This is a genomic window from Streptomyces sp. SM11, assembly GCF_002910905.1.
GTDB lineage: Bacteria > Actinomycetota > Actinomycetes > Streptomycetales > Streptomycetaceae > Streptomyces.
This window is the reverse complement of the sequence record NZ_NEUE01000157.1, coordinates 1-20098: the sequence shown is the minus strand read 5'-3', so window position 1 is coordinate 20098 and position 20098 is coordinate 1. Positions and strand designations below refer to the sequence as shown.

Below are 20098 nucleotides of genomic sequence, written 5' to 3'. Positions count from 1 at the left end.
CCCGCCCGGCGGCACGTTTCTGCTGTGGGGTCCGGCCCCGCTCGCTCAGCCCTCGTCGTGGGAGACAGCGCGGCGCGCGTCCGCGTCCAGCACGCCCCAGCTGATGAGCTGCTCCGTGAGCACGGAAGGCGACTGGTCGTAGATCACGGCGAGCGTGCGCAGGTCGTCCTGGCGGATCGAGAGCACCTTGCCGTTGTAGTCACCGCGCTGGCTCTGGATGGTCGCCGCGTAGCGCTGCAGCGGACCGGCCTTCTCCGGCGGGACGTGGGCGAGGCGCTCCAGGTCCAGGACGAGCTTCGGCGGCGGCTCGGCGGCCCCGCCCGGCGTCGTGCCGGGCAGCAGCTCCTGCACCGGAACCCCGTAGAAATCCGCCAGCTCGGCGAGGCGCTGCACGGTCACGGCACGGTCGCCGCGCTCGTACGAACCGACCACGACGGCCTTCCAGCGACCCTGGGACTTCTCCTCCACGCCGTGGAGGGAAAGGCCCTGCTGGGTGCGGATGGCACGGAGTTTGGCCCCGAGCTGTTTTGCGTATTCGCTGGACATATGGCTCCCCGGACGCTGGAACAGTGTGCGGCTCCGCCGCGTGGCTGGTAACTCACTGTGAGGTTACGCAGCGTTACTTGGATGCGTCAAGCCGAATGGTCCGGACCGGCACCTCCCGGGGGCGGGGCCAGGGCCGAGCGCAAGCCCTGGTAGCGTGGATGACGCAATTTCGACGTCCTTTAACGATCCGTCCCGTGAGGCGGAGAAGGAGGTCCGTTTCTTATGGACGCACAGCACGACGACACCGGCAACGCGGCACGCCCCGTTCTCGAGGCCCCCGACATCGCCCGTGTTCTGACCCGTATCGCCCACGAGATCGTCGAACGCGCCAAGGGCGCCGACGACGTGGTGCTGCTCGGCATCCCGACGCGGGGCGTCTTCCTCGCCCGCCGGCTCGCCGACAAACTCGAACAGATCACCGGCCGGAAGACGCCGGTCGGATCGCTCGACATCACCATGTACCGCGACGACCTGCGGATGCGCCCGGCGCGCGCCCTGGCCCGCACCGACATCCCCGGCGAGGGGATCGAGGGCAGCCTGGTCGTCCTGGTCGACGACGTGCTCTTCTCCGGCCGCACGATCCGCGCCGCCCTCGACGCGCTCGGCGACATCGGCCGCCCGCGCGCGGTGCAGCTCGCGGTCCTCGTCGACCGCGGCCACCGGGAACTCCCGATCCGCGCGGACTACGTCGGCAAGAACCTCCCCACGTCGCTGCGGGAGACGGTCAAGGTCCAGCTCGCCGAGGAGGACGGCCGCGACGCCGTGCTGCTCGGCGTCAAGCAGACCGCCCCCGCGGACCCGCAGTAGCCCGAGCCCTCCCGTACGTCCTTCCGGGGCCGTACGGCCGCTCCTGCGCGCCCGCATGCCTGAAACTCCCTCCAGCCACCCGGAGAACCCCCAGATGAAGCGTCACCTCATCTCGGCCGCCGACCTCACCCGCGACGACGCCGTCCTGATCCTCGACACCGCCGAGGAGATGGCCCGGGTCGCGGACCGGCCGATCAAGAAGCTCCCCACCCTGCGCGGCCGTACCGTCGTCAACCTCTTCTTCGAGGACTCGACCCGCACCCGCATCTCCTTCGAGGCGGCCGCCAAGCGGCTGTCCGCCGACGTCATCAACTTCTCCGCCAAGGGCTCCTCCGTCTCCAAGGGCGAGTCACTGAAGGACACCGCGCTGACCCTGGAGGCGATGGGCGCCGACGCCGTCGTCATCCGGCACGGAGCCTCCGGCGCCCCCTACCGGCTCGCCACCTCCGGCTGGATCGACGGCGCCGTGGTCAACGCCGGGGACGGCACCCACGAACACCCCACCCAGGCCCTGCTGGACGCCTTCACGATGCGCCGCCGACTCGTCGGCGCCGACGCGCTCGGCCGCGACCTGGACGGCCGCCGCATCACGATCGTCGGCGACATCCTGCACAGCCGCGTCGCCCGCTCCAACGTCCACCTGCTCACCACGCTCGGCGCGCACGTCACCCTGGTGGCCCCGCCCACCCTCGTCCCCGTGGGCGTCGAGAAGTGGCCCTGCGACGTCAGCTACAGCCTCGACAACGTGCTGGCGACGTCCGATGCGGTGATGATGCTGCGTGTGCAGCGCGAACGGATGAACGCCGCGTACTTCCCGACCGAGCGCGAGTACTCCCGCCGCTACGGCCTGGACGGCGAGCGGATGGCGAAGATGCCCGAACACGCCATCGTCATGCACCCCGGCCCGATGGTCCGCGGCATGGAGATCACCGCCGAGGTCGCCGACTCCGACCGCTGCACGGTCGTCGAGCAGGTCGCCAACGGCGTCTCCATCCGCATGGCCGTGCTCTACCTGCTGCTCGGCGGCTCCGACACCGCGCTGTCCGCCGCCCCCGCCCGTACCGAGGAGAACAAGTAACCATGAGCAAGATCATTGTCCGCGGTGCGCGGATCCTCGGCGGCGAGCCGCAGGACGTCCTGATCGACGGCGAGACCATCGCCCAGGTGGGCACCGGCATCGACGCCGCCGACGCCACCGTGATCGAGGCCGAGGGGCAGATCCTGCTGCCCGGCCTGGTCGACCTGCACACCCATCTGCGCGAGCCCGGCCGCGAGGACTCCGAGACCGTCCTCACCGGCACCAGGGCCGCGGCCGTCGGCGGCTTCACCGCCGTGCACGCCATGGCCAACACCTTCCCCGTCGCCGACACCGCCGGCGTCGTCGAGCAGGTCTGGCGGCTCGGCAAGGAGTCCGGCTACTGCGACGTGCAGCCCATCGGCGCCGTCACCGTCGGCCTGGAGGGCAAGCAGCTCGCCGAGCTCGGCGCGATGCACGACTCCGCCGCCGGCGTGAAGGTCTTCTCCGACGACGGCAAGTGCGTCGACGACGCGGTGATCATGCGCCGCGCCCTGGAGTACGTGAAGGCCTTCGACGGCGTCGTCGCCCAGCACGCCCAGGAGCCCCGCCTCACCGAGGGCGCCCAGATGAACGAGGGCATCGTCTCCGCCGAACTCGGGCTCGGCGGCTGGCCCGCCGTCGCCGAGGAGTCGATCATCGCCCGCGACGTCCTCCTCGCCGCCCACGTCGGCTCCCGCGTCCACATCTGCCACCTGTCCACCGCCGGCTCCGTGGAGATCGTCCGCTGGGCCAAGTCCAAGGGCTGGAACGTCACCGCCGAGGTCACCCCGCACCACCTCCTCCTCACCGACGAGCTGGTCCGCAGCTACGACCCGGTCTACAAGGTGAACCCGCCGCTGCGCACCGAGGCCGACGTCATGGCCCTGCGCGAGGCGCTCGCCGACGGCACGATCGACTGCGTCGCCACCGACCACGCCCCGCACCCGCACGAGGACAAGGACTGCGAGTGGGCCGCGGCCGCCATGGGCATGGTGGGCCTGGAGACCGCGCTCTCGGTCGTCCAGCAGACGATGGTGGACACCAGCCTCATCGACTGGGCGGGCGTCGCCGACCGGATGTCCTTCCGTCCCGCGGCCATCGGCCGCCTCGAAGGACACGGCCGTCCCGTCTCGGCGGGTGAGCCCGCCAACCTCACCCTGGTCGATCCGGCATACCGTGGAGCCGTGGACCCCGCGGGCTTCGCGTCCCGCAGCCGCAACACCCCCTACGAGGGCCGTGAGCTGCCGGGCCGCGTCACCCATACCTTCCTGCGGGGCCGTGCCACGGTCGTCGACGGGAAGCTCGCGTGACAACTCTGACCCCCCTGTACCATCTGGCCGCCGAGCAGAAGTCGGCGGAAGTGACGGACTGGGCCGCCCGCATCGCCTGGGTGGCCGGCCTGTTCGTCTTCATCGCCTTCGTCTACTGGCTGATGCGCCAGGGCTGGAAGTGGCGCGCCAGCCTCCAGTCCGGCCTCCCGGAGCTCCCGGCCACCCCCGAGGACTTCGCCGGTGACGAGAGGCTGCTGACCCTGGAGGGGCGCTACCACGCCTCCACCACCGCCGGGCAGTGGCTCGACCGGATCGTCGCGCACGGCCTCGGCACCCGCAGCCGTACCGAGCTCACGCTCACCGCCCGCGGTCTGGACGTCGTACGCCCCGGAGCGGCCGACTTCTTCATCCCGGCCGAGGCCCTGCGCGAGGCCCGTCTCGACAAGGCGCTCGCGGGCAAGGTCCTCCCCGAGGGCGGCCTGCTGATCATCACCTGGGCGCACGGCGAGACGCTGATCGACTCCGGCTTCCGCTCCGACCGCGCCGCCGAGCACCAGGCCTGGGTCGACGCCGTCAACCACCTCACCAGCACCACTACGGAAGGCATCGCACGATGACGATCTCCACCCGGGGGGACCAGACCCCCGCCGTACTCGTCCTGGAGGACGGTCGCGCCTTCCGCGGCCGTGCCTACGGGGCCGTGGGGGAGACCTTCGGCGAAGCGGTGTTCTCCACCGGCATGACCGGCTACCAGGAAACGCTGACCGACCCCTCGTACCACTGCCAGGTCGTCGTCATGACGGCCCCGCACGTCGGCAACACCGGCGTCAACGACGAGGACCCCGAGTCCGGCCGCATCTGGGTCTCCGGCTACGTCGTCCGCGACCCCGCCCGCAAGCCCTCCAGCTGGCGCTCGCAGCGCTCGCTGGACGAGGAGCTGGTGGCGCAGGGCGTCGTCGGCATCAGCGGCGTCGACACCCGCGCCCTCACCCGCCACCTGCGCGAACGCGGCGCGATGCGCGTCGGGATCTTCTCCGGCAACGCGATCCCCGACGAGGGCACCCTCCTCGCCAAGGTCCGCCAGGCCCCCGAGATGACCGGCGCCGACCTCTCCACCGAGGTCTCCGCCAAGGAGGCCTACGTCGTCCCAGCGATCGGCACGAAGAAGTTCACCGTCGCCGCGATCGACCTCGGCATCAAGGGCATGACCCCGCACCGGATGGCAGAGCGCGGCATCGAGGTGCACGTGCTGCCCGCCACCGCCACCCTGGAGGAGGTGTACGCCGTGAACCCGGACGGCGTCTTCTTCTCCAACGGCCCCGGCGACCCGTCCACCGCCGACCACCCGGTCGCCCTCATGAGGGGCGTCCTGGAGCGGTCCACGCCGCTCTTCGGCATCTGCTTCGGCAACCAGATCCTCGGCCGCGCGCTCGGCTTCGGCACCTACAAGCTGAAGTACGGCCACCGCGGCATCAACCAGCCGGTGCAGGACCGCACCACCGGCAAGGTCGAGGTCACCGCCCACAACCACGGCTTCGCCGTCGACGCCCCGCTGGACCAGGTCTCCGACACGGAGTTCGGCCGCGCCGAGGTCTCCCACGTCTGCCTGAACGACCAGGTGGTCGAGGGCCTGAAGCTCCTGGACCGGCCCGCCTTCAGCGTCCAGTACCACCCCGAGGCGGCCGCGGGCCCGCACGACGCCGCGTACCTCTTCGACCGTTTCACCACCCTGATGGAGGGCCAGCGTGCCTAAGCGCTCCGATATCCAGTCCGTCCTGGTCATCGGCTCCGGCCCGATCGTCATCGGCCAGGCCGCCGAGTTCGACTACTCCGGCACCCAGGCCTGCCGCGTCCTCAAGGCCGAGGGCCTGCGCGTCATCCTGGTGAACTCCAACCCGGCGACGATCATGACCGACCCGGAGATCGCCGACGCCACGTACGTCGAGCCGATCACCCCCGAGTTCGTCGAGAAGATCATCGCCAAGGAGCGCCCCGACGCGCTCCTGCCCACCCTCGGCGGCCAGACCGCGCTGAACACCGCGATCTCCATGCACGAGAACGGTGTCCTGGAGAAGTACGGCGTCGAACTCATCGGCGCCAACGTCGAGGCGATCAACAAGGGCGAGGACCGCGACCTGTTCAAGGGCGTCGTCGAGGCCGTCAAGGCGAAGATCGGATACGGCGAGTCCGCCCGCTCCGTCATCTGCCACACCATGGACGACGTCATCGCCGGCGTCGACACCCTCGGCGGCTACCCCGTCGTCGTCCGACCCTCCTTCACCATGGGCGGCGCCGGCTCCGGCTTCGCCCACGACGAGGAGGAGCTGCGCCGCATCGCCGGACAGGGCCTCACGCTCTCCCCGACCACCGAGGTGCTCCTGGAGGAGTCCATCCTCGGCTGGAAGGAGTACGAGCTGGAGCTGATGCGCGACAAACACGACAACGTCGTGGTCGTCTGCTCCATCGAGAACTTCGACCCGATGGGCGTCCACACCGGCGACTCGATCACCGTCGCCCCGGCCATGACGCTCACCGACCGCGAGTACCAGCGGCTGCGCGACGTCGGTATCGCGATCATCCGCGAGGTCGGCGTCGACACCGGCGGCTGCAACATCCAGTTCGCCATCGATCCCACCGACGGCCGGGTCATCGTCATCGAGATGAACCCGCGCGTCTCCCGCTCCTCGGCGCTCGCCTCCAAGGCCACCGGCTTCCCGATCGCCAAGATCGCCGCCAAGCTGGCCGTCGGCTACACCCTGGACGAGATCCCCAACGACATCACCGAGAAGACGCCGGCCTCCTTCGAGCCGACCCTCGACTACGTCGTCGTCAAGGCCCCGCGCTTCGCCTTCGAGAAGTTCCCCTCCGCCGACTCCACCCTCACCACCACCATGAAGTCGGTGGGCGAGGCCATGGCGATCGGCCGGAACTTCACCGAGGCCCTCCAGAAGGCCCTGCGCTCGCTGGAGAAGAAGGGCTCGCAGTTCGCCTTCACCGGCGAGACCGGCGACAAGGCCGAGCTGCTCGCGGAAGCGGTCCGCCCGACCGACGGCCGGATCAACACCGTCATGCAGGCGATCCGGGCCGGCGCCACCCAGGAGGAGGTCTTCGACGCCACGAAGATCGACCCCTGGTTCGTCGACCAGCTCTTCCTGATCAAGGAGATCGCCGACGAGCTGGCCTCCGCCGAGCGCCTGGACGCCGACCTGATCGCCGAGGCCAAGCGGCACGGCTTCTCCGACGCCCAGATCGGCGAGATCCGTGGGCTGCGCGAGGACGTCGTCCGCGAGGTCCGGCACGCGCTCGGCATCCGCCCGGTCTACAAGACGGTCGACACCTGCGCCGCCGAGTTCGCCGCGAACACGCCGTACTTCTACTCCTCCTACGACGAGGAGAGCGAGGTCGCGAGCCGCACCAAGCCGGCCGTGATCATCCTCGGCTCGGGCCCCAACCGCATCGGCCAGGGCATCGAGTTCGACTACTCCTGCGTGCACGCCTCCTTCGCGCTCAGCGACGCGGGCTACGAGACCGTCATGGTCAACTGCAACCCGGAGACCGTCTCCACCGACTACGACACCTCCGACCGGCTCTACTTCGAGCCGCTCACCCTGGAGGACGTCCTGGAGATCGTGCACGCCGAATCGCTGGCGGGTCCGATCGCCGGTGTCATCGTGCAGCTCGGCGGCCAGACCCCGCTGGGCCTCGCGCAGGCGCTCAAGGACAACGGCGTGCCCGTCGTCGGCACCTCCCCGGAGGCCATCCACGCCGCCGAGGACCGCGGCGCCTTCGGCCGGGTCCTGGCCGAGGCCGGACTGCCCGCGCCCAAGCACGGCACCGCCACCACCTTCGGCGAGGCCAAGGCCATCGCCGACGAGATCGGCTACCCGGTCCTGGTCCGCCCGAGCTACGTGCTCGGCGGGCGCGGTATGGAGATCGTGTACGACGAGACGCGCCTGGCCTCGTACATCTCCGAGTCCACCGAGATCAGCCCCACCCGGCCGGTCCTGGTCGACCGCTTCCTCGACGACGCCATCGAGATCGACGTGGACGCCCTCTACGACGGCACCGAGCTCTACCTCGGCGGCGTCATGGAGCACATCGAGGAAGCCGGCATCCACTCCGGCGACTCGGCCTGCGCCCTGCCCCCGATCACCCTCGGCGGCTTCGACATCAAGCGGCTGCGCGCCTCCACCGAGGGCATCGCCAAGGGCGTCGGCGTGCTCGGACTGATCAACATCCAGTTCGCGCTCTCCGGTGACATCCTCTACGTCCTGGAGGCCAACCCGCGTGCCTCCCGCACGGTCCCCTTCACCTCGAAGGCGACCGCGGTCCCGCTCGCCAAGGCCGCCGCCCGCATCTCGCTCGGCGCGACCATCGCCGAGCTGCGCGCGGAGGGCCTGCTGCCGAGGACCGGCGACGGCGGCACCCTGCCGCTGGACGCGCCGATCTCCGTCAAGGAGGCCGTGATGCCGTGGTCGCGTTTCCGCGACATCCACGGCCGGGGCGTCGACACCGTCCTCGGCCCGGAGATGCGTTCCACCGGCGAGGTCATGGGCATCGACTCGGTCTTCGGCACGGCGTACGCCAAGTCGCAGGCCGGCGCCTACGGGCCGCTGCCCACCACGGGCCGCGCGTTCATCTCGGTCGCCAACCGGGACAAGCGTTCGATGATCTTCCCGGCGCGCGAGCTGGTCGCCCACGGCTTCGAGCTGATGGCCACCTCCGGCACCGCCGAGGTCCTCAAGCGCAACGGCATCAACGCCACCGTCGTGCGCAAGCAGTCCGAGGGCACCGGCCCGAACGGCGAGAAGACCATCGTCCAGCTCATCCACGACGGCGAGGTCGACCTCATCGTCAACACGCCGTACGGCACCGGCGGCCGGCTCGACGGCTACGAGATCCGCACCGCGGCCGTCGCCCGTTCCGTACCGTGCCTGACCACGGTCCAGGCGCTCGCCGCCGCCGTCCAGGGCATCGACGCCCTCAACCACGGCGACGTCGGGGTCCGCTCCCTCCAGGAGCACGCGGAGCATCTGACAGCGGCGCGCGACTAGCCGCCCGGAGAGGGGGACACCGGAAACGGTGTCCCCCTCTTTGCGAGCCCCGTCGAGCCCACCGAGCACCAAGGACATCTCTCCATGTACAAGCTCTTCTTCCGGCTGGCCTTCCAGCGGATGGACCCCGAGCAGGCCCACTACGCCGCCTTCCGCTGGATCCGTCTCGCCGCCCGGATCCCCGTTCTGCGCACCTTCGCCGCCGCGGCCCTCGCCCCCCGCTTGAAGGAACTGCGGACCGAGGCCCTCGGCCTGCGGATGCACGGTCCCTTCGGGCTCGCCGCCGGCTTCGACAAGAACGCCGTCGCGATCGACGGCATGGCGATGCTCGGTTTCGACCACATCGAGATCGGCACCGTCACCGGCGAACCGCAGCCCGGCAACCCCAAGAAGCGCCTCTTCCGGCTCGTCGCGGACCGGGCGCTGATCAACCGCATGGGCTTCAACAACGAGGGCTCCGCCGCCGTCGCCGCCCGACTCGCATCCCGTAACCCGGTCTTCCGCACCACGGTCGGCGTCAACATCGGCAAGACCAAGGTCGTGCCCGAGGCCGAGGCCGCCGCCGACTACGTGAAGTCCACCGAGGCCCTCGCCGGTCACGCCGACTACCTGGTCGTCAACGTCTCCTCGCCCAACACCCCCGGCCTGCGCGACCTCCAGGCCACCGAGTCGCTGCGCCCGCTGCTCACCGCCGTACGCGAGGCCGCCGACCGCACCGTCACCACCCGGCGGGTCCCGCTGCTCGTCAAGATCGCCCCGGACCTCGCCGACGAGGACGTCGACGCCGTCGCCGACCTCGCCGTGGAGCTGGGCCTGGACGGCATCATCGCCACCAACACCACCATCGCCCGCGAGGACCTGGGCCTGAAGTCCGACCCCGCCCTGGTGGGAGAGACCGGCGGACTCTCCGGCGCACCCCTCAAGGAGCGCTCGCTGGCGGTCCTGAGCCGCCTGTACGCCCGTGTGGGGGACCGGATCACCCTGGTGGGCGTCGGGGGCGTCGAGAACGCCGAGGACGCCTGGCAGCGGATCCTCGCCGGGGCCACCCTCGTCCAGGGCTACAGCGCCTTCATCTACGAAGGCCCCTTCTACGCCCGCGCGATCCACCAGGGCCTCGCCGCCCGGCTCGCCGCCTCCCCGTACGCCACCCTCGCCGAGGCCGTCGGCGCCGAGACCCGGAAGAAGGCCGCCCTGTGACGCCCGAACCCTTCGGCGCCCGCCTGCGCCACGCCATGGACACACGCGGGCCGCTCTGCGTCGGCATCGACCCGCACGCCTCGCTGCTCGCCTCCTGGGGCCTGAACGACGACATCGCCGGTCTGGAGCGCTTCACCCGGACCGTCGTGGAGGCGCTGGCCGACCGGGTCGCCGTCCTCAAGCCGCAGTCCGCGTTCTTCGAGCGCTTCGGATCGCGGGGCGTCGCCGTCCTGGAGAAGGCCGTGGAGGAGGCGCGGGCAGCCGGCGCGCTCGTCCTGATGGACGCCAAGCGCGGCGACATCGGCTCCACCATGGCCGCCTACGCGGCGACCTACCTGGACAAGGACTCGCCGCTCTTCTCGGACGCGGTGACGCTCTCCCCGTACCTGGGCTTCGGCTCGCTGCGCCCGGCGCTGGACGCGGCCGCCGTCTCCGGCGCGGGCGTCTTCGTCCTCGCCCTCACCTCCAACCCGGAGGGCGCCGAGGTCCAGCGGGCCACGGCCGCCGACGGCCGCTCGCTCGCCCAGCTGATGCTCGACCACATGGCCGCCGAGAACGCCGGGGCGGCCCCGCTCGGCTCGGTCGGCGCGGTGGTCGGTGCGACGCTCGGCGACGCGGGGGTGAACCTGGCGATCAACGGGCCGCTCCTCGCCCCCGGCATCGGCGCCCAGGGCGCGACCCCGGCGGATCTGCCGGCGGTGTTCGGCGACGCGGTGGGCAACGTGGTCCCCAGCGTGAGCCGGGGCGTGCTGCGCCACGGCCCGGACGTGTCCGGGCTGTGCGAAGCGGCCGAACGGTTCGCGGACGAGGTCCGCGGCGCCGTATCCGGAAGCTGACCCTGACACGTTTACAGCGTGTTGACGAATTACTGACGTGTTACTGACCGGAAACCCGGTCGATATGTCGGGAAAATCCTGGTCGGCCACAGCTGACCAGGACTTTTCGTCTGTTCTCGCTGACTACAGCGGCCCTTGCCGCTAGTCTCCGTCGAGAGCGGCCGAGCACAGTGTGTTCTCCGCTCACCTGGCGGGAGGCGTCCAGCTTCCCCGCCGGTCCGTATCCGACAGATCGACATCCGAGGTGACGTAGGCGTGGCTCTTCCGCCCCTTACCCCTGAACAGCGCGCAGCCGCGCTCGAAAAGGCCGCCGCGGCTCGCCGGGAGCGGGCCGAGGTCAAGAATCGACTCAAGCACTCCGGCGCCTCCCTCCACGAGGTCATCAAGCAGGGCCAGGAGAACGACGTCATCGGGAAGATGAAGGTCTCCGCACTGCTGGAATCCCTGCCGGGCGTCGGCAAGGTCCGCGCCAAGCAGATCATGGAGCGTCTCGGCATCTCCGAGAGCCGCCGGGTCAGGGGGCTTGGCACCAATCAGATCGCATCCCTGGAGCGTGAGTTCGGCGTCAGCGGCGCCTGACGTTCTCAGGCACTCCTGAGAACCTGGATAATCGCCCCATGGCTGCAACATCCCGGGGGACGTCCCCCGTACCCCCGGACGTACGTCCGCGGCTGACCGTGCTCTCCGGCCCTTCGGGCGTCGGCAAGAGCACGGTCGTCGCTCATATGCGCACCGTGCACCCCGAGGTCTGGCTCTCCGTGTCGGCGACGACGCGCAAGCCGCGCCCCGGGGAGCGCAACGGTGTCCACTACTTCTTCGTGGACGACGAGGAGTTCGACAAGCTCGTCGCCAACGGTGAACTGCTGGAGTGGGCCGAGTTCGCGGGCAACCGCTACGGCACGCCCCGCCGCGCCGTGCTGGACCGCCTGGAGGCCGGTGAGCCGGTCCTGCTGGAGATCGACCTCCAGGGCGCCCGGCTGGTCCGCCAGTCGATGTCCGACGCGCGGCTGGTCTTCCTGGCCCCGCCGAGCTGGGAGGAGCTGGTGCGCCGGCTCACCGGCCGGGGCACCGAGGCGCCCGAGGTCATCGAGCGCCGGCTCGCCGCCGCGAAGATCGAACTGGCGGCCGAGGCCGAGTTCGATACGACGCTCGTCAACACCTCCGTCGAGGACGTGGCGCGTGAGCTGCTAACGTTGATGCTTCAGGCCTAGATCTCTGCGATCGCTCAGATCTCTTTGATCTTTGATCTAAACCCCCTTCGGAAGGCAGAGAGTGTCCTCTTCCATCACCACGCCCGAGGGCATCATCAACCCGCCGATTGATGAGCTCCTCGAAGCCACCGACTCGAAGTACAGCCTGGTGATCTACGCGGCCAAGCGCGCCCGCCAGATCAACGCGTACTACTCGCAGCTCGGTGAAGGCCTCCTCGAGTACGTCGGTCCGCTCGTCGACACCCACGTGCACGAGAAGCCGCTCTCGATCGCACTCCGCGAGATCAACGCGGGCCTGCTGACCTCCGAGGCCATCGAGGGCCCCGCGCAGTAACGCAGGAGCACCCGGCACCTTCACTCCAGGCCCGGCGGCCCGTCCGCCGGGCCTGAGGTGTGTCCGGGGCCGGATGAACGCCCTCCGTGCGGTGAGGCAGCATGGGACCCACATGTTGCCGTTACGTTGCCGAGTGCGGGGAGACGCAGTGGACAAGCCGAAGGTGGTCCTGGGGGTCAGCGGGGGCATCGCCGCCTACAAGGCGTGCGAGCTGCTGCGCCGGTTGACCGAGTCCGGCCACGACGTACGGGTCGTCCCGACCGCCGCGTCGCTGCACTTCGTGGGGGCCGCCACCTGGTCGGCGCTCTCCGGCCACTCCGTGTCCGACGAGGTCTGGCAGGACGTCCACGAGGTCCCGCACGTGCGGATCGGGCAGGGCGCCGACCTCGTGGTGGTCGCCCCGGCGACTGCGGACATGCTGGCCAAGGCCGCCCACGGGCTCGCCGACGACCTGCTCACCAACACGCTCCTGACCGCCCGCTGTCCGGTGGTCTTCGCCCCCGCCATGCACACCGAGATGTGGGAGCACCCGGCCACCCAGGAGAACGTCGCCACCCTGCGTCGCCGGGGCGCCGTCGTCATCGAGCCCGCCGTCGGGCGGCTCACCGGCGTCGACACGGGCAAGGGCCGGCTCCCCGATCCGGGCGAGATCTTCGAGGTCTGCCGCCGGACGCTGGCGCGCGGGGTCACCGAGCCCGACCTCGCGGGCCGCCATGTGGTGATCAGCGCGGGCGGCACGCGCGAGCCGCTCGACCCGGTGCGCTTCCTGGGCAACCGCTCCTCCGGCAAGCAGGGCTACGCGCTGGCGCGCACCGCGGTGGCCCGGGGGGCCCGGGTCACCCTGATCGAGGCCAACACCGGGCTGCCCGACCCGGCCGGGGCCGACGTACTGCGGGTCGGCACGGCCGTCCAGCTGCGTGAGGCCGTGCTGAAGACCGCCCCCGACGCGGATGTCGTGGTGATGGCGGCCGCGGTGGCCGACTTCCGTCCTGCCGCATACGTCTCCGGCAAGATCAAGAAGAAGGACGGGGAGGAGGCGCCCGAGCTCACCCTGGTCCGCAACCCCGACATCCTCGCCGAGGTCTCCGCCGAACGGGCCCGGCCGGACCAGATCGTCGTCGGATTCGCCGCCGAGACCGACAACGTGCTGGCCAACGGTCGTGCGAAGCTCCGCCGCAAGGGCTGCGACCTCCTCGTCGTCAACGAGGTGGGGGAGCGCAGGACCTTCGGCTCGGAGGAGAACGAAGCGGTCGTCCTCGCCGCCGACGGCCAGGAGACGCCCGTGCCGTACGGACCCAAGGAAGCGCTTGCCGACACGGTCTGGGATCTGGTTTCCGTAAGGTTTCAGCCGATTTCCCAATCAACCCTCCGGGCGAGCGAAGTTGCCCCATAAGGCCCAAAATGACGGCCGGGGAGGGGGGATTGTCCTACTGGCGCCCAGCGTGGCGCATGTCACGAACCTCCCAAAGGGCGAGACACCTGGCCCGGCAGCCGGATGCGAGCGATAAACTGGCCGACGGTACGCGCCGAGCGCAGCTCTCGGACGTGCCACCCATGATCAGCCAGCAGCCGCTGCAACCCCAGGGAGCGATGTGTCCCGCCGTCTCTTCACCTCGGAATCCGTCACCGAGGGTCACCCCGACAAGATCGCTGACCAGATCAGCGACACGATTCTCGACGCGCTCCTGCGCGAGGACCCCGCCTCGCGCGTCGCCGTCGAGACCTTGATCACCACTGGTCTGGTGCATGTCGCGGGCGAGGTCACCACCAAGGCCTACGCCGACATTCCCAACCTCGTGCGCAACAAGGTTCTGGAGATCGGCTACGACTCCTCCAAAAAGGGCTTCGACGGTGCTTCCTGTGGCGTCTCGGTGTCGATCGGCGCCCAGTCGCCGGACATCGCACAGGGCGTCGACACCGCGTACGAGAATCGGGTCGGGGGTGCCGCCGCGGGTGGAGAGGTCGACGAGCTCGACAAGCAGGGCGCGGGCGACCAGGGCCTGATGTTCGGGTACGCCTGCGACGAGACCCCGGAGCTGATGCCGCTCCCGATCCACGTCGCCCACCGCCTCTCCCGGCGGCTGTCCGAGGTGCGCAAGAACGGGACCATCCCCTACCTGCGCCCCGACGGCAAGACCCAGGTCACCATCGAGTACGACGGTGACAAGGCGGTCCGGCTCGACACGGTGGTCGTCTCCTCGCAGCACGCCTCCGACATCGACCTGGACTCGCTGCTCGCGCCCGACATCCGCGAGTTCGTCGTCGAGCACGTCCTCGCGCAGCTCGTCGAGGACGGCATCAAGCTGGACACCGAGGGCTACCGCCTCCTGGTGAACCCGACCGGCCGCTTCGAGATCGGCGGCCCGATGGGCGACGCGGGCCTCACCGGCCGCAAGATCATCATCGACACGTACGGCGGCATGGCCCGCCACGGCGGCGGCGCCTTCTCGGGCAAGGACCCGTCCAAGGTCGACCGCTCCGCCGCGTACGCGATGCGCTGGGTCGCCAAGAACGTGGTGGCCGCCGGTCTCGCCGCGCGCTGCGAGGTCCAGGTCGCCTACGCGATCGGCAAGGCCGAGCCCGTCGGTCTGTTCGTGGAGACCTTCGGCACCGCCGCGGTCGACACCGAGAAGATCGAGAACGCGATCGCCGAGGTCTTCGACCTCCGCCCGGCCGCGATCATCCGCGACCTCGACCTGCTCCGCCCGATCTACGCCCAGACCGCCGCCTACGGCCACTTCGGCCGGGAGCTGCCCGACTTCACCTGGGAGCGCACCGACCGCGTGGACGCCCTGCGCGCCGCCGCCGGGCTGTAGCGAACCCGCCCGCGCACGACAGCCGGGCAGGCGCCATCGAGTACGACAGCGGGGCCCGGACACGGAACGCGGTGGCCGGGCCCCACTGCTGTGCCCCCGCCGCTGTCAGTGGTCTCTGGTAGGAATTCAGCTGTGAGCAGCGAGAACGAGCAGTCCGCCGAACCCGGCGCCGGGGTGCCGGAGCAGCTTGCGCTGATCCGGGAGACCGTGCGCCGGGCGAAGGTGCCGCGCGCCAAGCCGCGGACCTGGCGCGGTGCCGCGCTCGCCGGGGAACTGCCCGTCGCCCGCGTCCTGGTCAACAAGGGCGTCCTCCACCTCGACCAGTACTTCGACTACGCGGTCCCCGAGGAGCTGGACGCCGAGGCTCAGCCCGGCGTCCGGGTGCGGGTCCGGTTCGGGGCAGGAGAGCGCAACGTCCAGGGCGGGCGCCGCGAGGGCGGCGGGCTGATCGACGGCTTCATCGTCGAGCGCCGCGCCGACTCCGACTACCAGGGAGCACTCGCCGCCATCGCCTCCGTGGTCTCCCCGGAGCCGGTCCTCGGGCGCGAGCTGCTCGCCCTCTGCCGCGCCGTCGCCGACCGGTACGCGGGCAGCCTCGCCGACGTCCTCCAGCTCGCCGTCCCGCCGCGCAACGGCCGCGCCGAGTCCAAGCCCTCCCCGGAACCACTGCCCCCGCCCCCGGCCCCCGAGCCGGGCACCTGGGAGCGGTACGCCCAGGGCCCGGCCTTCCTGCGCGCACTGGCCGAGGGCGCTGCGCCGCGCGCCGTGTGGACCGCCCTGCCCGGTCCGCACTGGCCCGCCGAGATCGCGGGGGCCGTCGCGGCGGCGCTCTCCTCCGGGCGCGGCGCGCTCGTCGTGGTGCCCGACGGGCGGGCCGCCGGACGGGTCGACGCGGCCCTGACCGAGGCGCTCGGCGCGGGCCGGCACGCCCTGCTGACCGCCGACTCCGGCCCCGAGAAGCGCTACCGCCAGTGGCTCGCCGTGCGCCGGGGCTCGGTGCGAGCGGTCGTGGGGACCCGGGCCGCCATGTTCGCCCCCGTCCAGGACCTCGGGCTCGTCGTCGTCTGGGACGACGGGGACTCCAGCCACAGCGACGACAACGCCCCCTTCCCGCATGTCCGCGAGGTCCTGGAACTGCGGGCGGCACAGGGCCGCTGCGGCTTCCTGCTCGGCGGGACCAGCTGCACGGTCGAGGCCGCCCAGCTCGTGGAGAGCGGCTGGGCGCTGCCGCTCCTCGCGGACCGCGAGCGGCTGCGCCGGGCCGCGCCCCTCATCCGTACGGTCGGGGACGGCGAGCTGGCCCGGGACGGCGCGGCCCGTTCCGCCCGGCTGCCCAGCCTCGCCTGGCAGACCGTGCGCGACGGCCTGCGCAGCGGTCCGGTGCTGGTCCAGGTGCCCCGCCGGGGTTACGCCCCCCGCCTCGCCTGCGAACGCTGCCGGGCGCCCGTCCGTTGCCGGCACTGCGCGGGTCCCCTCCAGGCCCCGGACCAGCAGGATCTGAACTGCGCCTGGTGCGGGCGGGCCGAGCGGGCCTGGCACTGCGCGGAGTGCGGCTCCACCCGGCTGCGCGCCCGGATCGTCGGCGCCCGCCGCACCGCGGAGGAGCTGGGCCGGGCCTTCCCCGCCGTGCCCGTCCGCACCTCGGGGCGCGACCACATCCTGGACGCGGTGCCCGACGCCCCGGCGCTGGTCGTCTCCACCCCCGGTGCGGAGCCCGTCGCCGAGGGCGGCTATGCGGCGGCTCTGCTCCTGGACGGCTGGGCCATGCTCGGCCGGCCCGATCTCCGGGCGGGGGAGGAGGCGCTGCGCCGGTGGACGGCGGCGGGGGCGCTGGTGCGGGGGCAGGACGAGGGCGGCACGGTGGTGATCGTGGCCGAGCCGACGGAGCGTGCGGTGCAGGCGCTGGTCCGCTGGGACCCGGCGGGATTCGCCCGGCGGGAGCTGGCGGAGCGGGCCGAGCTGGGCTTCCCGCCGGTCTCCCGGATGGCCTCGGCGACCGGCCGGGCCGAGACCCTCGCAGCGTTCCTCCGGACCGCCGGGCTGCCGCCGGAGGCCGAGATCCTGGGTCCGGTGCCGGTCCCGTCGGCCGAGCCGGGCAGGCCCCGCCGGCCGGGGGACGCCCCGCCGGGCGAGACCTGGGAGCGCGCCCTGATCCGGGTGGTGCCGGGCCGTGGGGCGGCGCTTGCCCGCGCCCTGAAGACGGCGCTCGCGGCCCGTACGGCCAAGGGGGCGACCGACCCGATACGCATCAGGATCGACCCGCCCGATATCGGCTGAGCCCCCCCGGGAGAGGACGTGCCCGCCAGGGGCCCGGACAGGGGACTGCCCCGCCGTGCGACCGGCACGGTGGGGCAGAGGGGCGGCGTTCGTCAGCCGTTGCGGGGGCCCGGGAAGGCTCCGGGACGCAGCTCCTCGCGGACCGGCTGCTGGGCCGCCGACGGCTGCGGCGGCATCGAGCGGGCCGCCGGGACGGAGGGCACCGGGGAGCCGGACCCTCCGGCGGAGGACCCGGCCAGGCCGGTGCCGACGGGCACGGGACGCGGAACGGCCGTCGTCTCGCCGCCCGTCTCGGCGGCGGACTGCGGAGTGGCCCGCCGCGTCCCGTAACGGCGGTGCACGGCCTGCTTGGTGACACCGAGGGCGGAGCCCACCGCGTCCCAGGAGAAGCCCAGCGAGCGGTCGAAGTCCACCGCCGCCGTGACCAGGGTCTCGACGCTGTCCCGCAGTTCCTGCGCGAGGCGGACGGTGGGGGCCGGGGCCCTGCCGTAGACGACGAACCCCGCGGAGGGGCCGGAGCGGCGCGGACGGTAGACGTTGCCCAGCTGGGCGGTGAGGGTGCGCAGCGCGTCCACCTGCCGCCTGACCCGCTCGATGTCCCGCACCAGAAGATGCAGACTGGCCCGCGCTTGGGCGTCGTGCGTTGCGTGGTCGGCCATGAAGAAGCCTCTCGAACCGGCGTTGAAAGGGATCGGGCCGCATCGGGGCGGCCCGCTTCGGTCAATCTCCTTTGACCAACGCCCGAGCCGGGTATGTGGTCACGCTATCGGGGCGTATGTGCATATGCACGGGGCGTGCACGGCGCGCGTACGCCCCCCGGGTCGGCGCCCGTCCGACCCGGGCTGACCGGCCCTGATCCAAACGGCAGGCCCTAGACTGGTGTGCTGCTCGTCACCGCACGTCTTGGCCCGAGAGGCAGTCAGCCACCCATGAAGCTCGTCTTCGCCGGCACCCCCGAAGTCGCCGTCCCCGCCCTGGACGCCCTGATCGCCTCCGACCGCCATGAGGTGGCCGCCGTCGTGACCCGTCCCGACGCCCCCGCCGGCCGGGGCCGCCGACTCGTCGCGAGCCCGGTGGCCGAGCGGGCCCAGGAGGCCGGGATCGAGGTGCTCAAGCCCGCGAAGCCCCGGGACGAGGAGTTCCTCGCCCGGCTGCGCGAGATCGCCCCGGACTGCTGCCCGGTCGTCGCCTACGGGGCGCTGCTGCCCAGGGTCGCCCTCGACGTGCCCGCCCGGGGCTGGGTCAACCTGCACTTCTCGCTGCTGCCCGCCTGGCGGGGCGCGGCGCCGGTCCAGCACGCGGTGATGGCCGGGGACGAGGTGACCGGCGCGTCGACCTTCCTGATCGAGGAGGGCCTGGACTCCGGCCCGGTCTACGGCGTCCTCACCGAGGAGGTCCGCCCCACCGACACCAGCGGCGACCTGCTCACCCGGCTCGCCTTCGCCGGCGCCGGACTGCTCGCCGCCACCATGGACGGCATCGAGGACGGCACGCTGCACGCCGTGCCCCAGCCCCAGGACGGCGTCACCCCGGCCCCGAAGATCACCGTCGAGGACGCCCAGGTCCAGTGGTCCGCGCCCGCCCTGCGGGTCGACCGGGTGGTGCGCGGCTGCACCCCGGCCCCCGGCGCCTGGACCCTGTTCCGCGGCGAGCGGCTCAAGCTGATCCAGGCCACGCCGGTCCTGGACCGCACCGACCTGGCCCCCGGTGAGCTGTCGGCCGCGAAGAACAACGTGTACGTGGGCACCGGATCGCACGCGGTCGAGCTGCTCTGGGTCCAGCCGCAGGGCAAGAAGCCGATGAAGGCCGCCGACTGGGCGCGCGGCGTCCGCATCGTCCACGGCGAGCTGCTCGGCCCGTAGGGGGCGTCCCGGGGGTCCGGGCTGCCGTTCGGCTGCCCGGGGGGAGCGACGTACGCTGGGAGGGTTCGCACCTCTCACCATCAGCGGAGCACCTTTCACGTGAACGACCAGCCGCGTCGCCGTCCCGCCAAGCCGCATCGCCGTCCGCAGAAGGACCCGGTCCGGTTCCTCGCCTTCGAGGCGCTCCGGGCCGTCGACGAGCGTGACGCGTACGCCAACCTCGTGCTGCCCCCGCTGCTGAAGAAGGCCCGCGCCAAGGGTGACTTCGACAGCCGGGACGCGGCGCTGGCGACCGAGCTGGTCTATGGGACGCTGCGCCGCCAGGGCACGTACGACGCGATCGTGGCTGCCTGCATCGACCGGCCGCTGCGCGAGGTCGACCCGCCGGTCCTCGACGTCCTGAACATGGGCGTCCACCAGCTGCTCGGCACCCGTATCCCCACCCACGCGGCCGTCTCCGCGAGTGTGGAGCTGGCCCGGGTGGTGCTGGGGGAGGGGCGCGCGAAGTTCGTCAACGCGGTGCTGCGCAAGGTCACCGCGCACGACCTCGACGGCTGGGTGGAGAAGGTCGCCCCCGCGTACGACGAGGACGCCGAGGACCATCTGTCCGTCGTGCACTCCCACCCCCGCTGGATCGTCTCCGCCCTCTGGGACGCGCTGGGCGGCGGCCGGGCGGGCATCGAGGACCTCCTCGAAGCCGACAACGAGCGGCCGGAGGTGACGCTGGCGGCCCGTCCCGGCCGCTCCACCACCGACGAGCTGGCCGAGGCCCTGGGCGAGGACAACTCCCTGCCGGGCCGCTGGTCCCCGTACGCCGTCCGGATGGCCGA

Annotated in this window: 18 protein-coding genes; 16 read left to right on the top strand and 2 right to left on the bottom strand. The window is 71.8% G+C overall.

Annotated features, from left to right (window positions below):
- Positions 1–45 precede the first annotated feature (45 nt).
- Complete coding sequence (bldD, locus tag B9S58_RS13555; protein WP_003970358.1) at positions 46–546, bottom strand: transcriptional regulator BldD; 501 nt, start codon at positions 544–546, stop codon at positions 46–48.
- Positions 547–768: 222 nt separating this feature from the next.
- Here bldD and pyrR point away from each other — a divergent pair, with 222 nt between their 5' ends.
- From pyrR to B9S58_RS13485, 14 genes are all read left to right on the top strand, one after another.
- Entirely contained in the window at positions 769–1353 is a 585-nt protein-coding gene (pyrR, locus tag B9S58_RS13550) for a bifunctional pyr operon transcriptional regulator/uracil phosphoribosyltransferase PyrR (RefSeq protein WP_103532370.1), read from the top strand.
- A gap of 94 nt (positions 1354–1447) precedes the next feature.
- Positions 1448–2431 carry an aspartate carbamoyltransferase catalytic subunit gene (locus tag B9S58_RS13545; protein ID WP_103532369.1) on the top strand — a complete coding sequence of 328 codons (984 nt, stop codon included), beginning with the start codon at positions 1448–1450 and terminating at the stop codon, positions 2429–2431.
- Positions 2432–2433: 2 nt separating this feature from the next.
- Positions 2434–3720 (top strand): dihydroorotase, encoded by a 1287-nt coding sequence (locus B9S58_RS13540; RefSeq protein WP_103532368.1) that lies wholly within the window; start codon positions 2434–2436, stop codon positions 3718–3720.
- On the top strand, positions 3717–4298 hold the full coding sequence (locus B9S58_RS13535) for a hypothetical protein (RefSeq protein ID WP_103532367.1): 582 nt from the start codon (positions 3717–3719) through the stop codon (positions 4296–4298). The genes B9S58_RS13540 and B9S58_RS13535 overlap by 4 nt, the downstream gene beginning before the upstream one ends.
- Positions 4295–5434 carry a glutamine-hydrolyzing carbamoyl-phosphate synthase small subunit gene (gene carA / locus B9S58_RS13530; RefSeq protein ID WP_103532366.1) on the top strand — a complete coding sequence of 380 codons (1140 nt, stop codon included), beginning with the start codon at positions 4295–4297 and terminating at the stop codon, positions 5432–5434. Before B9S58_RS13535 ends, carA begins: the two co-directional genes overlap by 4 nt.
- Positions 5427–8735, top strand: coding sequence for a carbamoyl-phosphate synthase large subunit (gene carB, locus B9S58_RS13525; protein WP_103532365.1), 3309 nt, complete (start codon positions 5427–5429; stop codon positions 8733–8735). Before carA ends, carB begins: the two co-directional genes overlap by 8 nt.
- 84 nt (positions 8736–8819) lie before the next feature.
- Positions 8820–9932, top strand: a complete 1113-nt coding sequence (locus B9S58_RS13520) for a quinone-dependent dihydroorotate dehydrogenase (RefSeq protein WP_103532364.1) — start codon at positions 8820–8822, stop codon at positions 9930–9932.
- On the top strand, positions 9929–10768 hold the full coding sequence (gene pyrF / locus B9S58_RS13515) for an orotidine-5'-phosphate decarboxylase (RefSeq protein ID WP_103532363.1): 840 nt from the start codon (positions 9929–9931) through the stop codon (positions 10766–10768). Before B9S58_RS13520 ends, pyrF begins: the two co-directional genes overlap by 4 nt.
- Before the next feature lie 255 nt (positions 10769–11023).
- On the top strand, positions 11024–11347 hold the full coding sequence (locus tag B9S58_RS13510) for an integration host factor (protein WP_103532362.1): 324 nt from the start codon (positions 11024–11026) through the stop codon (positions 11345–11347).
- Between the two features lie 38 nt (positions 11348–11385).
- The gene (gene gmk / locus B9S58_RS13505; RefSeq protein ID WP_026290991.1) at positions 11386–11979 is read left to right on the top strand and encodes a guanylate kinase; all 594 of its coding nucleotides are present in this window, start codon (positions 11386–11388) and stop codon (positions 11977–11979) included.
- A 61-nt stretch (positions 11980–12040) separates the two neighbouring features.
- Positions 12041–12313, top strand: coding sequence for a DNA-directed RNA polymerase subunit omega (rpoZ, locus tag B9S58_RS13500; protein WP_003970369.1), 273 nt, complete (start codon positions 12041–12043; stop codon positions 12311–12313).
- Positions 12314–12461: 148 nt separating this feature from the next.
- A complete protein-coding gene (coaBC, locus tag B9S58_RS13495; RefSeq protein ID WP_103532361.1) occupies positions 12462–13706 on the top strand; it encodes a bifunctional phosphopantothenoylcysteine decarboxylase/phosphopantothenate--cysteine ligase CoaBC in 1245 nt (414 codons plus the stop codon).
- A gap of 199 nt (positions 13707–13905) precedes the next feature.
- Positions 13906–15129, top strand: a complete 1224-nt coding sequence (gene metK, locus B9S58_RS13490; RefSeq protein WP_103532360.1) for a methionine adenosyltransferase — start codon at positions 13906–13908, stop codon at positions 15127–15129.
- Positions 15130–15261: 132 nt separating this feature from the next.
- The gene (locus tag B9S58_RS13485; RefSeq protein WP_103532359.1) at positions 15262–17406 is read left to right on the top strand and encodes a primosomal protein N'; all 2145 of its coding nucleotides are present in this window, start codon (positions 15262–15264) and stop codon (positions 17404–17406) included.
- A gap of 92 nt (positions 17407–17498) precedes the next feature.
- Here B9S58_RS13485 and B9S58_RS13480 read toward each other — a convergent pair whose 3' ends face one another.
- Positions 17499–18065, bottom strand: a complete 567-nt coding sequence (locus B9S58_RS13480) for a hypothetical protein (protein ID WP_103532358.1) — start codon at positions 18063–18065, stop codon at positions 17499–17501.
- Between the two features lie 270 nt (positions 18066–18335).
- Here B9S58_RS13480 and fmt point away from each other — a divergent pair, with 270 nt between their 5' ends.
- Both fmt and B9S58_RS13470 read left to right on the top strand, forming a co-directional pair.
- Positions 18336–19268, top strand: coding sequence for a methionyl-tRNA formyltransferase (gene fmt, locus B9S58_RS13475; protein ID WP_103532357.1), 933 nt, complete (start codon positions 18336–18338; stop codon positions 19266–19268).
- 99 nt (positions 19269–19367) lie between these two features.
- Positions 19368–20098, top strand: a 731-nt coding sequence (locus B9S58_RS13470; RefSeq protein WP_308457902.1) for a transcription antitermination factor NusB, incomplete at its 3' end; no start/stop codon positions are given.

Coding starts and splice junctions, on each gene's coding strand:
- bldD (WP_003970358.1), bottom strand. CDS start 546: ATGTCCAGCGAATACGCAAAACAGCTCGGGGCCAAACTCCGTGCCATC.
- pyrR (WP_103532370.1), top strand. CDS start 769: ATGGACGCACAGCACGACGACACCGGCAACGCGGCACGCCCCGTTCTC.
- B9S58_RS13545 (WP_103532369.1), top strand. CDS start 1,448: ATGAAGCGTCACCTCATCTCGGCCGCCGACCTCACCCGCGACGACGCC.
- B9S58_RS13540 (WP_103532368.1), top strand. CDS start 2,434: ATGAGCAAGATCATTGTCCGCGGTGCGCGGATCCTCGGCGGCGAGCCG.
- carA (WP_103532366.1), top strand. CDS start 4,295: ATGACGATCTCCACCCGGGGGGACCAGACCCCCGCCGTACTCGTCCTG.
- B9S58_RS13520 (WP_103532364.1), top strand. CDS start 8,820: ATGTACAAGCTCTTCTTCCGGCTGGCCTTCCAGCGGATGGACCCCGAG.
- gmk (WP_026290991.1), top strand. CDS start 11,386: ATGGCTGCAACATCCCGGGGGACGTCCCCCGTACCCCCGGACGTACGT.
- B9S58_RS13480 (WP_103532358.1), bottom strand. CDS start 18,065: ATGGCCGACCACGCAACGCACGACGCCCAAGCGCGGGCCAGTCTGCAT.
- fmt (WP_103532357.1), top strand. CDS start 18,336: ATGAAGCTCGTCTTCGCCGGCACCCCCGAAGTCGCCGTCCCCGCCCTG.